Source organism: Hymenobacter tenuis, from assembly GCF_054780495.1.
In genome coordinates this window covers 1,485,995-1,500,168 of record NZ_BAAGWF010000001.1, presented here as the reverse complement: position 1 = coordinate 1,500,168, position 14,174 = coordinate 1,485,995, and the positions used below count along the sequence as shown (strand labels likewise).

General features: G+C 54.6%; 13 protein-coding genes and 1 tRNA gene. 5 read left to right on the top strand and 9 right to left on the bottom strand.

From position 1 onward, the window contains the following. The first annotated feature begins 294 nt into the window (after positions 1-294). On the top strand, positions 295-1,806 hold the full coding sequence (accC, locus tag ACYVGU_RS06435; protein ID WP_460621353.1) for an acetyl-CoA carboxylase biotin carboxylase subunit: 1,512 nt from the start codon (positions 295-297) through the stop codon (positions 1,804-1,806). A gap of 592 nt (positions 1,807-2,398) precedes the next feature. Here the strand turns inward: accC and bshB1 are convergent. After that, the gene (gene bshB1, locus ACYVGU_RS06430; RefSeq protein WP_460611866.1) at positions 2,399-3,118 is read right to left on the bottom strand and encodes a bacillithiol biosynthesis deacetylase BshB1; all 720 of its coding nucleotides are present in this window, start codon (positions 3,116-3,118) and stop codon (positions 2,399-2,401) included. 270 nt (positions 3,119-3,388) lie between these two features. Between bshB1 and ACYVGU_RS06425 the strand changes: the two genes are divergently transcribed. Beyond that, entirely contained in the window at positions 3,389-4,153 is a 765-nt protein-coding gene (locus ACYVGU_RS06425) for a hypothetical protein (protein WP_460621352.1), read from the top strand. Between the two features lie 195 nt (positions 4,154-4,348). Here the strand turns inward: ACYVGU_RS06425 and ACYVGU_RS06420 are convergent, their stop codons facing one another. From ACYVGU_RS06420 to ACYVGU_RS06390, 7 genes are all read right to left on the bottom strand, one after another. Continuing rightward, positions 4,349-5,485, bottom strand: coding sequence for a peptidoglycan DD-metalloendopeptidase family protein (locus ACYVGU_RS06420; protein WP_460611868.1), 1,137 nt, complete (start codon positions 5,483-5,485; stop codon positions 4,349-4,351). Between the two features lie 136 nt (positions 5,486-5,621). Continuing rightward, positions 5,622-6,569 (bottom strand): NAD(P)/FAD-dependent oxidoreductase, encoded by a 948-nt coding sequence (gene trxB / locus ACYVGU_RS06415; RefSeq protein WP_460621351.1) that lies wholly within the window; start codon positions 6,567-6,569, stop codon positions 5,622-5,624. Between the two features lie 180 nt (positions 6,570-6,749). Further along, a complete protein-coding gene (locus ACYVGU_RS06410; RefSeq protein ID WP_022823752.1) occupies positions 6,750-7,613 on the bottom strand; it encodes a sigma-70 family RNA polymerase sigma factor in 864 nt (287 codons plus the stop codon). A gap of 133 nt (positions 7,614-7,746) precedes the next feature. Further along, positions 7,747-9,909: a polyribonucleotide nucleotidyltransferase gene (gene pnp, locus ACYVGU_RS06405; RefSeq protein WP_460621350.1), complete on the bottom strand. Its 2,163-nt coding sequence runs from the start codon at positions 9,907-9,909 to the stop codon at positions 7,747-7,749. A 192-nt stretch (positions 9,910-10,101) separates the two neighbouring features. Then, positions 10,102-10,377, bottom strand: coding sequence for a 30S ribosomal protein S15 (rpsO, locus tag ACYVGU_RS06400; RefSeq protein WP_460611871.1), 276 nt, complete (start codon positions 10,375-10,377; stop codon positions 10,102-10,104). 178 nt (positions 10,378-10,555) lie between these two features. Next, positions 10,556-11,989: an LptF/LptG family permease gene (locus ACYVGU_RS06395; RefSeq protein ID WP_460621349.1), complete on the bottom strand. Its 1,434-nt coding sequence runs from the start codon at positions 11,987-11,989 to the stop codon at positions 10,556-10,558. A 116-nt stretch (positions 11,990-12,105) separates the two neighbouring features. Next, on the bottom strand, positions 12,106-12,519 hold the full coding sequence (locus tag ACYVGU_RS06390) for an START-like domain-containing protein (protein WP_460611873.1): 414 nt from the start codon (positions 12,517-12,519) through the stop codon (positions 12,106-12,108). A gap of 137 nt (positions 12,520-12,656) precedes the next feature. Between ACYVGU_RS06390 and ACYVGU_RS06385 the strand changes: the two genes are divergently transcribed. From ACYVGU_RS06385 to ACYVGU_RS06375, 3 genes are all read left to right on the top strand, one after another. After that, a tRNA-Met gene (locus tag ACYVGU_RS06385) sits at positions 12,657-12,730 on the top strand. A 303-nt stretch (positions 12,731-13,033) separates the two neighbouring features. Then, positions 13,034-13,168, top strand: a complete 135-nt coding sequence (locus tag ACYVGU_RS06380; protein WP_460611884.1) for a hypothetical protein — start codon at positions 13,034-13,036, stop codon at positions 13,166-13,168. 80 nt (positions 13,169-13,248) lie between these two features. Further along, entirely contained in the window at positions 13,249-13,542 is a 294-nt protein-coding gene (locus ACYVGU_RS06375) for a hypothetical protein (protein WP_460611885.1), read from the top strand. 133 nt (positions 13,543-13,675) lie between these two features. On the opposite strand, the gene rplT is transcribed toward ACYVGU_RS06375, so the two are convergent. Next, positions 13,676-14,020 (bottom strand): 50S ribosomal protein L20, encoded by a 345-nt coding sequence (rplT, locus tag ACYVGU_RS06370; RefSeq protein WP_119654080.1) that lies wholly within the window; start codon positions 14,018-14,020, stop codon positions 13,676-13,678. Between the last annotated feature and the right edge of the window lie 154 nt (positions 14,021-14,174).

Genomic DNA, 14,174 nt, shown 5'->3' with positions numbered 1-14,174 from the left:
CTCTCGAGTAATGTACAAAGTTATGGCAATACACGAAGGTAACGGCGTTTCAGCCGGCATCCAACCCCGAGATTGCCCGGCAAAAATACGCCGCCGCGTTTTATGGAGCCGCCGGAATGGCGTTTCTTTGATGACACAAACACCCCATACTGCATCTGGTTACCGGCAAAAACACCCCGTACACAAGCTGAACCCTACCAGCACCCTGTTGGCGGTTTCGGCCCAGTAAGGGCCTAGTGTTTCTGCCCCACGCTACTTTTCCCTGCCTCACTCCCACCCGCTACTGTTCTTCGCATGAAAAAAATCACTAAGCTGCTCGTTGCCAACCGGGGCGAAATTGCGTTGCGCGTGCTGCGCTCGGCAAAAGAAATGGGCTTGCAAACTGTGGCTATCTATAGTGAAGCCGACCGCAACGCCTTGCACGTACGCTACGCCGACGAGGCCGTGTGCGTGGGTCCGCCCGCCAGCAAAGACAGCTACCTGCGCGGCGACAAGATTCTGGAAGTGTGCCGGCAATTGGGCGTTGATGCCATTCACCCCGGCTACGGCTTCCTCTCAGAAAACGCTGAATTTGCCCGAATGGTGAAAGAAGCCGGGCTGATTTTCGTGGGCCCTTCGCCGGAAGCCATGAACATCATGGGCGACAAGCTCTCGGCCAAGCAGGCCGTGCAGGCCTACAATATTCCCTTGGTGCCCGGTACTGCTGAGGCCATCAGCGACGTGGAAGAAGCTAAACGCATTGCAGCTACGGTGGGCTTCCCCATCCTGATTAAGGCCTCTGCCGGCGGTGGTGGCAAGGGCATGCGCATCGTTAATTCTGCGGCCGACTTTGAGGAGCAGATGCAGTTGGCCATTAACGAGGCGGTATCAGCCTTCGGCGACGGGGCCGTGTTCATTGAGAAATTTGTAACCGGGCCACGCCACATCGAAATTCAGGTGCTCGGCGATGAGCACGGCAACATTGTGCATTTGTTTGAGCGGGAGTGCTCCATCCAGCGCCGCCACCAGAAAGTAATTGAGGAGGCGCCTTCCGCGGTGCTCACGCCCGAGCTGCGCGCCGAAATGGGCCGCTGCGCCGTAGATGTGGCCCGCGCCTGCAACTACACCGGCGCCGGCACGGTGGAGTTTCTGCTCGATGAGAACCACAACTTCTACTTCCTGGAGATGAACACGCGCTTGCAGGTAGAGCACCCCGTAACGGAGCAAATCACGGGCCTTGATCTGGTGAAGGAGCAGATTAAGGTGGCACAAGGACTACCCCTCGCCTTCCAGCAAACCGACCTCAAGATACAAGGCCACGCCCTGGAGCTGCGCGTGTACGCTGAAGACCCGCAGAACAACTTCCTGCCAGACATCGGAACCCTAACAACCTATGTGCGCCCGCAAGGCCCCGGCGTACGCGTGGATGATGGCTTTGAGCAAGGCATGGACATCCCGATTTACTACGACCCCATGATTGCCAAACTCGTCACGTTCGGGGCCACGCGCGAGGAAGCCATTGCCCGAATGCTGCGCGCCATTGATGAGTACCAGATTACCGGCATTGAAACCACCCTTGGCTTCGGGCGCTACGTGCTGCAACACCCCGCCTTCGTGAGCGGCAACTTCGACACTAACTTCATCCGCGACCATTTCCCGGCCGATGCCCTCAAGCCCGCCGCCCCCGATGAAGCCACAGCCCAGCTCGCTGCCGTCCTCACAGCCATGCTCCTAACCGAGAAGAAGCCAGGGGCTGCTGCAGTTGCATTGGAAACACCAGCGGCCACTGGCTCTGCTTGGAAGCGCAACCGGTTGGGTACACGATAGAAATTAGATGTACTTCCTGATTTACTAAAAAGCCCGGCTGGTTAGCCGGGCTTTTTGTGATTTCACCTTTTAGATATCATCCACCTTTTAATAAACTAATCAGTTCTGATTCGTTCTGCAACGAACCTTTTTTTATATAGAAGGTCATTCCCCGCGTTACTATTTTATACAACTCAACATTTAGAATCGTATTCTCGGCAATATCTATTTCACTTATCTGAACGCACACTGACTTCGGCTGTAAATAAAGCCAAGAATACGTTTCGAGCCACACGGTAGCCTCGTTCACTTCTGCATTTTTAACATATCTGTTTATATGTATTCCGGCCCTAATAACCCCGGTGTAGTAGTATCCCCAGCCAACAAGGATAAAATTGAAAATGTAAAAATAACGAGCATTCGGTGAGTCTCCTACTTTTGCCCATGTTGCTATCGTTGATAAAATGAAAACAAATGGGCCATAAAAAAAGCAAGTTAGAACAGCATTCCTTCTTATTGTTTGAAAGTAATTGACAGATAATTTTAACGAATTAAATAACATATATTAAAGCGATTGTACTTGGGCTTCCCAAATACAAACCAATAGAATTAACTATATAAGCTCCGTTATTTCGCGCACGCCTAGGGGCCGCTCGCGGGTGAAGCCTTCCCCAAACTCTACCCCGATGATATGCCCAAACTCTCGGGCGCGGGCCTCCAGAAATTGGCTAAATACGGGCGTGGAAAGGTAGGTAGTGGGCTCGGTGCTTTCGGGGTCGTAGAACTGGGTGCGGTAAGCCTGGATAGATTCCCACTTGCGGGTCCAGTGTGCGGAAATATCCACGACGAAATCTGGCGCAATCTGGCGGTCCTGGATGTAATGGTACACTAAGCGTGGGCGCCAGGCTTCCTGCGGCTGGCCGTCGTCGCCTAGGGTCTCAATCATGCGTAACCCGCTCAGAAAGCACGCTTCCGAGGCCAGCTGGGCACCACGGCCGTGGTCGGGGTGCCGGTCATGGATGGCGTTGCAGAGTACCACATCGGGCTGGTAGCGGCGGATGGCAGCAATAACGGGTAACTGGTGTTCCCGGTCGTTGCGGAAAAAGCCATCGGGCAGGCCCAGGTTTTCGCGGGCGCTCAGGCCCAGAATGCGGCTGGCTGCTTCTGCCTCCTGCGCCCGGGTGGCCGGGGTGCCGCGGGTACCCAGCTCGCCCCGGGTGAAATCAACGATGCCAATTTTCTTACCAGCCGCAGCGGCAGCCAGCAGCGTGCCGGCACAGCACATTTCTACATCATCGGGGTGGGCACCGAGGGCCAGGATATCAAGCTTCATACAGAGCAGAGAAAGTCAACTAGAATGGATGGCTGGAACAGCACCTACGCTGCAGCTACAACGCCGGCAAAAGTACTAGGTTGCCAGACTACGCCAACCGCTAAAGGTTCACTAAAGCAGCCAACCAACAGCCAGCACAAAAGCACAGCCTTCCAGAATTGAGGACTATTGGCTTGCTAAGTATCTGGCAAATCAGATATCTTGGCGCATATCTGCCTATATATGCGCGGTCTGCGCCTCCCGATAGCCTAGCAATTTCCTGTTATTCGTATGATGATAACTGCCAATCTGCAGTTCCTGCATGCGCCTGCCCCGCTGTGGGTAAGTGCACTGTTTGTAGTGTGTACATTTCTGGCCGCTTGGCTACTAGGCCTTACCATCCAACGAACCGGCAGCTCTCCCCGCACCTACTGGCTCCTAACCAGCGGGTGGCTGGCGGTGCAGGCAGGCCTGGCACTGACTGGCTTCTATCAAACTAACCTGGATGTGCCGCCCCGGCTGGTGCTTGGTGCTATCCTGCCTACTCTTGTGCTACTAGTGGGGTTGCTAGTATCGGGACCGGGCCGAAGATGGATGGCACGACTAGGCCTGCCAGAACTGGTACGCCTGAGTGTGGTGCGCGTGGGCGTAGAAATTGGCTTGTATGGGCTGGTAGCTCCTCACCTGGTGCCAGAGCTGATGACCTTCGCCGGGCGCAACTTCGATATAGTGGCCGGCCTCACGGCACCCGTAGTAGCTCTCCTGATCCAGAAACAGAAGCTAAGCCGAGGCTGGTTAGTAGCGTGGCATGTAGGCGCGCTGGTACTGCTGCTAAACATTATCCTGCTCGCCTTGCTGTCGGCGCCCACACCGGCCCAAAAGCTGGCCTTTGAGCAGCCCAATGTGGCCGTGATGCGCTTTCCGTTTGTTTGGCTGCCCGCGTTTATTGTGCCGGCGGTTTTGTTTAGCCACGTAGCCAGTCTGTACCAACTACTACGGCGGCCAGCAGCGGTACCTGCAGCTTCCAACGCCACGTTGGCCAACTGGCACCCCTAGCCCCTGCCGCCGCTCAAACCGGCACCAACGCAGCGCAGCCAACACCGGCTTGATCAACGAGCTGCTTCCCTATCCTACACTCATACATGCCACAGCGGCCCGGTTCCTTCGAGTATAACGAGAGGAACCGGGCCGCTGTGGCATGTATGAGTGTAGGTTGCAAGGCGCAGGCAACCTAGTAAAAAGTCAGCCTCGTTACTTAATCCGAAGCGTGCGGCCCACCCGAAGTACCGCTGTACCGCCGTTCAGGCGCCGAATCTGGGCCTGCGAAACGCCGTATTTGTCGGCAATTTCCGAGAGCGTATCGCCACTCCTGATTTTGTGCGAAACAATCCGACGCGCCTGCGTTGGACGGCTGCTGGTGCTACGGCTGCTACTTGCGCCGCTGCCCGCACCCGGCACGCTGCCGCCCCGGTACCGCAACGATTTGCTATAGTAGGCAAACAGGCCGGAGGTAATCTGAAAGTTGTCCTTCACCAGGCGGTAATCGGGAAAGTCGTACATCTTCTCCGGGTCGATGGGGTTTCCTTCATAGCGCACTTCATAGTGCAGGTGCGAGCCGGTGCTACGGCCCGTGCTGCCGCCGTACCCAATCAGCTGCCCCGCCTTCACAAACGTACCCGGCGTTACCAATGACTTCTGCAAGTGCCCGTACAGCGTTTCAATGCCGTTGTAGTGGCGCACTAGAATGTAGTTGCCGTAGCCCGAGCCATCCCACTTGGTAATGCGCACCACGCCGTCAAACGCGGCTTTCACCGAGTCGCCAGTTTCCAAATCCAGGTCCACGCCGTAGTGCCAACGGTAGCCCCGAAAGCCGAAGTCCGAGGTAAGCGGCGTCTTGTTCAGCGGCATCTTGGCGTAACGCTGCCGTTCTGGTTCTGTCAGCTTCAGGTTCAGCGTGTCCTTTATCCGCCGGCCATCTACGCGGTACGGGTTGATGTTGTGCGTATCCCAGATGGCATAGTAGCCCGCCACCTGAATCCAAGAAGAGTCAATCTGCACCTCTTCCTTCACCTCCACAATATGCTGATCGCCTTCATTAAGTTTGGACGTGTCCTCACTCACAATTGACAGCTTTTTGGCCGGATTAAAGAAGATGGATTTAGCGGCGTCAGAGCTTTCGTCGGGCAGCTCTTCCGTTTCAATCAAAATAGTCGTATCGGGCCGCACGTAGCGGATGGAAGGGGATTTGATGCGGAAGAAATCCTTCTGCTTTCCCGCTGAGCCCGCCTTGGCTTTGGGGGTAGGTGTTTTACGGCGCTGGGCCATCAGCTGGCCGGGCAAGCCAAGAAACAGCCCGATCAGTAGCAGCGGCAGCAGCCAGTGTTTCACAAAATGCAGCAAGAGCAAAAAAATGAGATAGTGAAATGGTGAAGAAGCGAATGTGTTACGTCGGGCGTTCAACGCACCAACTACCATTGTAGTGTGGCACGCTAAACACCCGATGTCACGAACTCGCTTACTTCCCTTAATGGTCGCCGAGGGCTGCTAGGTAGCGTTCTGCGTCAAGGGCCGCCATGCAGCCCGAGCCCGCCGCCGTAACGGCCTGACGGTACGTAAAGTCCTGCACATCACCGCAGGCAAATACACCATCCACGTTCGTTTTCGACGTACCCGGAATAGTTTTCAGATAGCCCTGCTCATCGTGGTGCAGATAGGGCTGGAAAATTTTGGAGTTAGGCTCGTGGCCGATGGCTACAAAGAAGCCTTCAATGGCAATATCCCGCGTCTCGTGGGTTAGCACGTTTTTAAAGCGTGCGCCTTCCACCGCGTGCTCGCCCAGAATTTCATCCGTAACGGTGTTCCAGAGCACCTCAATTTTAGGGTTGTCCAGCACGCGCTTCTGCATAATCTTGGAAGCGCGCATCTCCCCTTTCCGCACAATCATGTACACCTTATTGCACAGATTAGCCAGATAGGTTGCCTCTTCAGCGGCCGTGTCGCCGGCCCCTACAATGGCCACATCTTTGCCCCGGTAGAAAAACCCGTCGCACACGGCGCAAGCCGAAACTCCCGAGCCGTTCAGGCGCTGCTCCGACGGAATACCAAGCCACTTTGCCGAAGCACCTGTGGCAATGATAACCGTGTCGGCCGTCATCTCCCGCTTTTCGTCAATGGTAATGCGGTGCGGATGTCCTGAGAAGTCCACGGAGGTAGCAATGCCATACCGAATATCCGTGCCGAAGCGTGCTGCCTGCTTTTTCAGGTCTTCCATCATTTCCGGACCCATAATCCCATCGGGGTAGCCCGGAAAGTTCTCTACGTCGTTGGTAATGGTAAGCTGTCCGCCGGGCTGTAGCCCCTGGTACATTACAGGCTTAAGGTTAGCGCGGGCCGCATAAATTGCCGCCGTGTAGCCGGCCGGACCGGAACCAATAATCAGACACTTGTGGTGTTCCGTGGAAGTATTTTCCATGTGCGTTGCGAGATGCCAACTGGTAGCCGGCATCATGAGAAGTTATAGTTGGGCTGCAAAGGTAATAGGAGCACGCCGCTTCAACCCATTTTCGGATTTTTTGCCTTTCGCATACGGCGTAGAAATACAACAAAAAACCCCAACCAAAGGTCAGGGTTTTCTGCAAAAGGGTAGAAATAACTACCCCAGGTATGGCTTGAGGGCTTTTGAGCGCGAGGTATGGCGCAAACGGCGAATTGCCTTTTCCTTGATCTGGCGAACCCGCTCACGGGTAAGGTTGAACTTCTCCCCGATTTCTTCCAGCGTGAGCGAGTGTTCCCCGTTCAGGCCGAAGTAAAGGGTAATAACATCGGCTTCGCGCTTGGTGAGCGTGCTCAGTGCGCGCTGCACCTCCTTGCGAAGCGAGTCGTTCATCAGGCCCGTATCCGGCGACTCCTCGTCTTCGTTTTCGAGTACGTCCAGGAGGCGGTTTTCTTCTCCCTGTACAAAAGGAGCATCTACCGATACGTGACGACCCGAAATCTTTAGCGTGTCTACTACTTCCGAAGTAGTCAGCTCCAGTACTTCGGCAATTTCTTCGGGCGAGGGCTCCCGCTCGAATTTCTGCTCCAGTTCAGAGAAGGACTTCGAAATTTTGTTTAGTGAGCCTACCCGGTTCAGGGGCAGACGCACAATACGAGACTGCTCGGCCAAGGCCTGCAGAATCGACTGGCGAATCCACCATACGGCGTAGGAGATAAACTTAAAGCCTCGGGTTTCGTCGAAACGCTTGGCGGCTTTAATCAGACCGAGGTTGCCCTCGTTGATCAGGTCACCTAGTGAGAGGCCTTGGTTCTGGTACTGCTTGGCCACCGACACCACGAAGCGCAGGTTAGCCTTGGTGAGTTTTTCCAGCGCTTGCTGGTCACCTTCTTTGATGCGTTGCGCCAGCGTTACCTCCTCGTCGGGGGTTAGCAGATCGACCTTGCCAATTTCCTGGAGGTATTTATCCAGCGACTGGCTTTCGCGGTTGGTAATCTGCTTGCTGATTTTTAGCTGTCTCATTGCGGGCGCGAGAGAGTTGAAATGTTGATGCTAGGAAACGTCGTGTTGATCCGGTATACGAAAGATACCCAAACGCGGGTACCGGGGTCAGTTCTGAGCAACACCCCGATACCCGCGAAAGTTCGGTTGCTCCTTACTGAGCGGCGCCGTTTGAGTCGGCAGCGCGCTCCGGTTTTGGCAGTAGCACTTTCCGGGATAGGCGATACTTGCCGGTTTTCTTATCGATATCCAGCAGTTTCACGTCAATTTCCTGACCTACTTCCAACACGCCTTCCAAGGCGGCCAGACGCTCGTGCGAAACTTCCGAGATGTGCAGCAGTCCATCTTTGCCCGGCATAATCTCTACGAAAGCGCCGTAGGGCTGGATGCTGCGCACCTTGCCTTTGTACGTAGCGCCCACTTCCGGCACGGCTGCAATGGCCTGAATCCGGCTGATGGCTGCCTGCATGTCTTCCTGGTTGGAAGCGTAGATGCTTACGTGGCCTTTCTCGTCTTTCTCCTCAATGATAACCGTAGCGTTGGTATCCTTCTGGATCTGCTGAATCACCTTGCCACCTGGCCCGATTACCGCACCAATAAACTCTTTATCGATGAGCATCTTGTGCGAGCGGGGCGTATGAGGCTTCAGCTCGGCAGCCGGCTGGCTAATGGTCTTGGCCATTTCGCGCAGGATATGCAGACGACCCTCACGAGCCTGGTGCAGGGCCGCCGTCATGATTTCGGCGCTCAAGCCCTGGATTTTGATGTCCATCTGGCAAGCCACGATACCTTTTTCGGTGCCGGTTACTTTGAAGTCCATATCGCCGAGGTGGTCCTCGTCGCCCAGGATATCAGAAAGCACAGCGTACTCGCCGGTTTCTTTGTCCTGCACGAGACCCATGGCAATACCTGAAACGGCAGCGCGGATTGGAATACCAGCGTCCATCAGGGCCATCGAACCAGCACATACCGTTGCCATCGAGCTAGAGCCGTTCGACTCCAAGATGTCTGACACGATACGAACGGTGTAAGGGTTCTCATCGTCGGAAGGCATTACCTTCTTCAATGAGCGCTGCGCCAAGTTGCCGTGGCCAATTTCCCGACGGCCCGGGCCGCGGTTGGGCTTCACCTCACCGGTTGAGAAGGCCGGGAAGTTGTAGTGCAGCATAAACTTGCTGTACCCCGAGGTCATGGCCGTGTCGATGATCTGCTCATCAAGCTTGGTGCCCAGGGCAACAGTAGTAAGCGACTGAGTTTCGCCGCGGGTAAACAGGGCTGAGCCGTGGGCACCGGGCAGGTAGTTCACCTCGCTCCAGATCGGACGGATCTGAGTCAGGGCGCGACCGTCGAGGCGGGTGCGCTCCTTGATCATCATATCGCGGATGGCTTTCTTCTCAGCTGAAGAGTAGTAACGACCGAACATTTTCATGTCCAGCTCAGGCTGCTCTTCCAGCAGTTTCTCCGTCAGGGACTTTTTGATGGCGCCGAAGCCTTCCTTACGGCCGGCTTTGCTGGTGTTGCCTGACTGCGCAATCTTGTAGGCATGCTCATACACACCTTCGTGGATGCGCTTTTTCAGGTCGTCGTTCTCCTCGTACTTGGGGTACTCGCGCTTCACGTGAGATTTCTCCACTTCAGCCGCCAGCTCCATCTGCACGCGTACTTGCTCCTTAATAGCTTCGTGCGCATAGGCAATGGCTTCTACCATTTCCTCTTCGCTTACTTCGTTCATCTCACCTTCCACCATAGCTACTGAATCAGCGGTGGCACCTACAATCAGGTCGATGTCGGCGCGGGCGATGTCGGCGGTCAGAGGGTTGATTTGCAGTTTGCCGTCGATACGGGCAACGCGTACTTCCGAAATCGGACCAGCGAAGGGAATATCGGAAATAGATAGCGCGGCTGAAGCAGCCAGGGCCGCCAGGGCGTCGGGCTGCACGGTTTTGTCAGCCGAAATCAGGGTAATCATGACCTGCACCTCATAGTGATAGTCCTTAGGGAACATCGGGCGCAGAATGCGGTCTACGATACGGCACACCAGGATTTCATAATCCGATAGGCGGCCTTCGCGGCGCTGAAACGAGCCGGGAATGTTCCCGGCACCACCAAATTTCTCCTGGTAATCAACCGACAGGGGCAGGAAATCCACGTCGCCGCGCGCGCTGGGCTGCGACACGACGGTAGCGAGCAGCATCGCGTCGCCGAGGCGAACCACGACGGCGCCGTCGGCGAATTTGGCCAGTTTGCCGGTTTCAATGGAAATCTGCCGCCCGTCGGGCAGCGTAATGTGTTTGGTAACCGCGGTGTAGTTGGGCATCTTATGGTTTGCTTGAAAAAGCGACAGCGGGCGAGCAGCCAAAAAAACAGACCTAGGAAAGGTCTATTTTACTCTAAAAGTTCTTTCTGCGGAGAAGATACTGTTTCGGATGGTATCTGCTGCGTACAGTCCGGATAAAAAAAGAGCAGGGAACCTTCCGGATAGAAAGGCTCCCTGCTCCAGCGAGGTGGGTTACTTGCGGATACCCAGCTCCTTGATGATGGCGCGGTAGCGGTTGATTTCGCGGTGCTGGAGGTAATCCAACAGGCGACGACGCTTACCAACAAGCTTCAACAGACCCAGACGGGTAGAGTAGTCTTTCTTGTTTACCTTCAGGTGCTCCGTCAGGTGCGTGATGCGGTGCGTGAACAGCGCAATCTGCGACTCGGCCGAACCGGTGTCGTTTGCGGACTTTTGCAGGCTGTTTTTCTCGAAAATAGCCTGTTTTGCTTCAGTGGTAAGTTGCATCGGCAGATAGGTTTCCCCGTCTTAGATTAAAAATGAAAAGAAAAGCCACCCCGCATTTCGAGGTGGCCGCAAAGGTATACATTCTCACGCTAAAACCCGCGTTTTATTCGGCTTTAGGCTCAAAAAGCACCTAGTCTTCTTCTTCGGGCGAATGCTTACTACTCGAGCGGGATTCCGTTTACGCCGACTTCTTGTACCCTCGGAAGGGCCACCGTAGCCAAGCCGGCACCAAACGCGACCAGTCCAAATCCAGCAGTCCGGAGTCGTGGCGGGCCTGGTAGAGAAAGAACAGCCCTACCGGCAGCAGCGTTGCCGTAGCCATCCACATTCCTACTCCCACGGGCATTACCACTTCCCGCCCATACTTCTCCCCCATAATGGAGATGACGTAGTACACGATAAAGAACACAATGGAAACCAGAATGGGCACTCCCAACCCGCCTTTCTTGATAATGGCTCCTAGGGGCGCTCCGATCAGAAACATCAGCAAAATGGCCGTCGACTGGGTAAACTTGCGGAATATCTCTATCCGGTAATTAGCGGTTTCCCGCGTAAGGTTAGCTAGGCGCTCGGCTGAGGTACCCAAGTACGAATGTACGTTCCGGGCCCGGTTTGCCGCCTGCTGGGCAATGGGGTAGCTGACAGCATGAAGCTCCCGAGCTGGCACCTGCCACGTTTCCACTTTCTTCACTGCGGCCTGCCCGGTGGAATCAAGCCGCAGGTAGCTGTAGTACGGGTTGAGCTGCCGAACCAGCTGCTTGCGCTCCAGCACCACTTTCTGATGTAAGGAATCGGTGAAGTAGTCGAGCTGCTTCAGGTTCAGCATCATCTTATTCTGGTTGAACAGCTCCTTTTTGGTGCGGTCTAATCCAAATGAGGCTAGGGAAAACGTAATGAGGTTGCGGTCGAAGTTCTGGCGGATAAAGTTGGCGCCGGCCCGATTATCGGCGCTGGGTTGCTCTACATAGGTGCGGCCCCGAAACAGCTCCAGCCCCAAGTACTGGCCATTAAACCGCGTAAACATGCGGCCCGAGTCGGCCAGAATCACGCGCATATTGCCGGAACTCTGGGTGTGGTCGTAAATCATGACGCCTTTGAGCAGGTCGCCGTTCTCCCCCATTTTCTCATTTACCTTGATAGTGTAACCCGGAATACCTGTGTAGAATACTCCTTCCCGGATATCGAGGGCTAGTTTCAGTTGGCGTACATCCCAGAGCAGGCTATAAGCTTCCAGGTTAGCCAGGGGCACGATGGTGTTGTTAAACCAGAATGCCCCGCCAGCCAGCATCAGGCTTACAATCATGACGGGGCGCAAAATCCGCGTCAGGGAAATACCTGCCGTCTTGATGGCCGTTAGCTCGTGGTGCTCGCCTAGGGTGCCAAACGTCATCAAAGAGGAAAGCAGCACGGCCAGCGGCAGCGAGATAGGCACGATAAGCACACTGAAGTAAAAGAGCAACTGCGCCAATACTCCCACCCCCAAATCCTTTCCCACAATGTCATCCATGTATTTCATCATGAACTGCATCAGGAAGATAAACTGCACCACCGCGAAGGTGAGCAGAAAGGGGCCGGCAAATGCCCGCAGAATAAGCTTATCGAGTTTCTTCATAACAGCACGGCTAGGGTGGCTCCGGCAGCTAGCCTGTATCAAAACAAAAGGGAGCAAACGTGAAACGAAGATACGGCTCGTTTCGCGTCTGCTCCCCGTTGCGAGGTAAAACAGCCCTAGCCCCCTACCTGTTCCCGAAGCTTCAGGATGAGGCTGTCCCACATTTCTTGCAGCTCAATTGTATCATTCTCCTCCGAATAATCGACAACCCGCAGGTACACTTCCTGCGTTAGCTGCGACTCTTCCAGCAGAAAATCAAGGTAGTTGGCATCAGGGGTGTGCCGCCGGTTTTCGTCTAGAAACACGAACCGTACGGAGCGGTTGGTTCGGTGCGACGCCATTTCGGCGTAATGAGGCTGATTGTCCCAGATGAAATTGTAGCTGTGCCCTCCTTCAATGCGCACATCTTGGCAAAACCAGTGCGAAAGGCCCGAAGCCGTGGCCAGATAGGGGTACAGAATTTTAGGCGACGCGTTAATGGGGTATTCAACCGTAAAACGGTGTTTGAGACGAGTAGCAGAAAGCGGCATAAGCAGAACAGTGTAAAGAATTTAGCGGCCCTAACGCATCGAACGAAGTACCACAGGAGGCAATATACGCGGGTTTTTTTTTGCGCAATACTTGCATAGCGTTAAAACTTGTTCCTACCTTTGCACCACCAAAACAGGGCGGGGTAGCTCAGTTGGTTAGAGCACAGGATTCATAACCCTGAGGTCACGAGTTCAACTCTCGTCCCCGCTACACGAAAAAGGCCTTCCTGAAATAGGAAGGCCTTTTTGCTTTTTAGCATAAGCAAGAATCACTAGGTCAATTTACTAAGTAAAGCGGTAAGGCAACTTCACTTGGCTTCTCATTCTAAGTGGTAATAAATCTTCAGAGAACTGGTTGGTTTCCGTAGCCAAGCTCAGCCACCGGCACGGGGCGTAAGCTACTAGGTACTCTCATAAGCCTAACCGATGCGTTGGCACGTACGGCTTCGGGAAAACGTCGGGACACCGCTTGCGTATGGCAGAGGAGTATCTTCTACCTTTGCAACAGTAGGCTATGCGTCCTCCCTTTCTGAAACAACGCCCCCGTTCCGGAGGCCATATGTCGCCTGAGTCGGGCAGTTGGATCTGGTATATTATTGGCCTGCTAACGTTGCTGTGGCTGCTATACAGCTGGTATTTTGAGAACTAGCCCATGTAGCGTTCCGGTTTGTTTATAGTTTCCCTTTACTTCTCCGGGCGCTTACTAGCCTCACTTTTCCTGTCAACTGTATGAAGCCTCCCCTCTTTCACATCGGGCAAGAAGTGATTTGCACCAACGACGACTTTATGCTGCTTCTGGTGCAAAACCCCAATATCCAGACGCCTAAGCGCGGCCCCATCTACACGGTGCGAGGGATGTACGCCACCCACCGGGGCTACGGAATTACTTTGGCAGAAATCAACAACGCGGAAGTAGCCCCCGGATATCCAGAGGCCAACTTTCACGAGTCACGCTTTGCGCCAGTGCCCCCTTATGAGGAAATCAGCATTGCGGAGGCCATTGAAGAAAGCGTGCTGGTGTAACTAGCCCTCTGATCAAGCCAAACCTCATTTCTGGGTATAGCTTTGCCAGAACCGTTGCGTAAGTTGCTACAACACAAAAGCGCCTGACCACATGTGGTCAGGCGCTTTGCGTAAGGACTACCTGAGGGGTAGCCTACTTGATTTTCTCCACGATGCCTTTGAAGGCTTCGGGGTGGTTCAGGGCGAGGTCAGCCAGAACCTTGCGGTTCAGCTCGATCCCAGCCTTTTTCAGGCCACCCATGAACTGCGAATACGAGAGGCCATGCTCACGGGCACCAGCGTTGATACGCTGAATCCAGAGGGCGCGGAACTCACGCTTCTTAACTTTACGGTCGCGATAAGCATACAGCAGACCTTTCTCAACCGCGTTTTTAGCAACGGTCCATACGTTTTTGCGACGGCCATAATAGCCTTTCGCCAAACGCATGATTTTTTTCCGACGGTGGCGCGAGGCCGCGTGGTTTACACTTCTTGGCATAACCAGTTTTTTTTGGCGGCCGGCGGCGGACAATTGCCGCAGCTTTCGTTTCAGCCGGACGCCTGGTTTGGGATAATTAAAAATTAAAAACTATGAATTGAAAACCCGAGAAGCAGCGGCCCAAAAGCTATGTCTCCTCCGTCTTCCATTCGCA

Bases quoted from the DNA above. Each gene is read 5' to 3' on its own strand.
- ACYVGU_RS06425 (WP_460621352.1), top strand. From the start codon at position 3,389: ATGATGATAACTGCCAATCTGCAGTTCCTGCATGCGCCTGCCCCGCTG.
- trxB (WP_460621351.1), bottom strand. From the start codon at position 6,569: ATGGAAAATACTTCCACGGAACACCACAAGTGTCTGATTATTGGTTCC.
- pnp (WP_460621350.1), bottom strand. From the start codon at position 9,909: ATGCCCAACTACACCGCGGTTACCAAACACATTACGCTGCCCGACGGG.
- accC (WP_460621353.1), top strand. From the start codon at position 295: ATGAAAAAAATCACTAAGCTGCTCGTTGCCAACCGGGGCGAAATTGCG.
- ACYVGU_RS06380 (WP_460611884.1), top strand. From the start codon at position 13,034: ATGCGTCCTCCCTTTCTGAAACAACGCCCCCGTTCCGGAGGCCATATG.
- rplT (WP_119654080.1), bottom strand. From the start codon at position 14,020: ATGCCAAGAAGTGTAAACCACGCGGCCTCGCGCCACCGTCGGAAAAAA.
- rpsO (WP_460611871.1), bottom strand. From the start codon at position 10,377: ATGCAACTTACCACTGAAGCAAAACAGGCTATTTTCGAGAAAAACAGC.
- ACYVGU_RS06390 (WP_460611873.1), bottom strand. From the start codon at position 12,519: ATGCCGCTTTCTGCTACTCGTCTCAAACACCGTTTTACGGTTGAATAC.
- bshB1 (WP_460611866.1), bottom strand. From the start codon at position 3,118: ATGAAGCTTGATATCCTGGCCCTCGGTGCCCACCCCGATGATGTAGAA.
- ACYVGU_RS06395 (WP_460621349.1), bottom strand. From the start codon at position 11,989: ATGAAGAAACTCGATAAGCTTATTCTGCGGGCATTTGCCGGCCCCTTT.
- ACYVGU_RS06410 (WP_022823752.1), bottom strand. From the start codon at position 7,613: ATGAGACAGCTAAAAATCAGCAAGCAGATTACCAACCGCGAAAGCCAG.
- ACYVGU_RS06375 (WP_460611885.1), top strand. From the start codon at position 13,249: ATGAAGCCTCCCCTCTTTCACATCGGGCAAGAAGTGATTTGCACCAAC.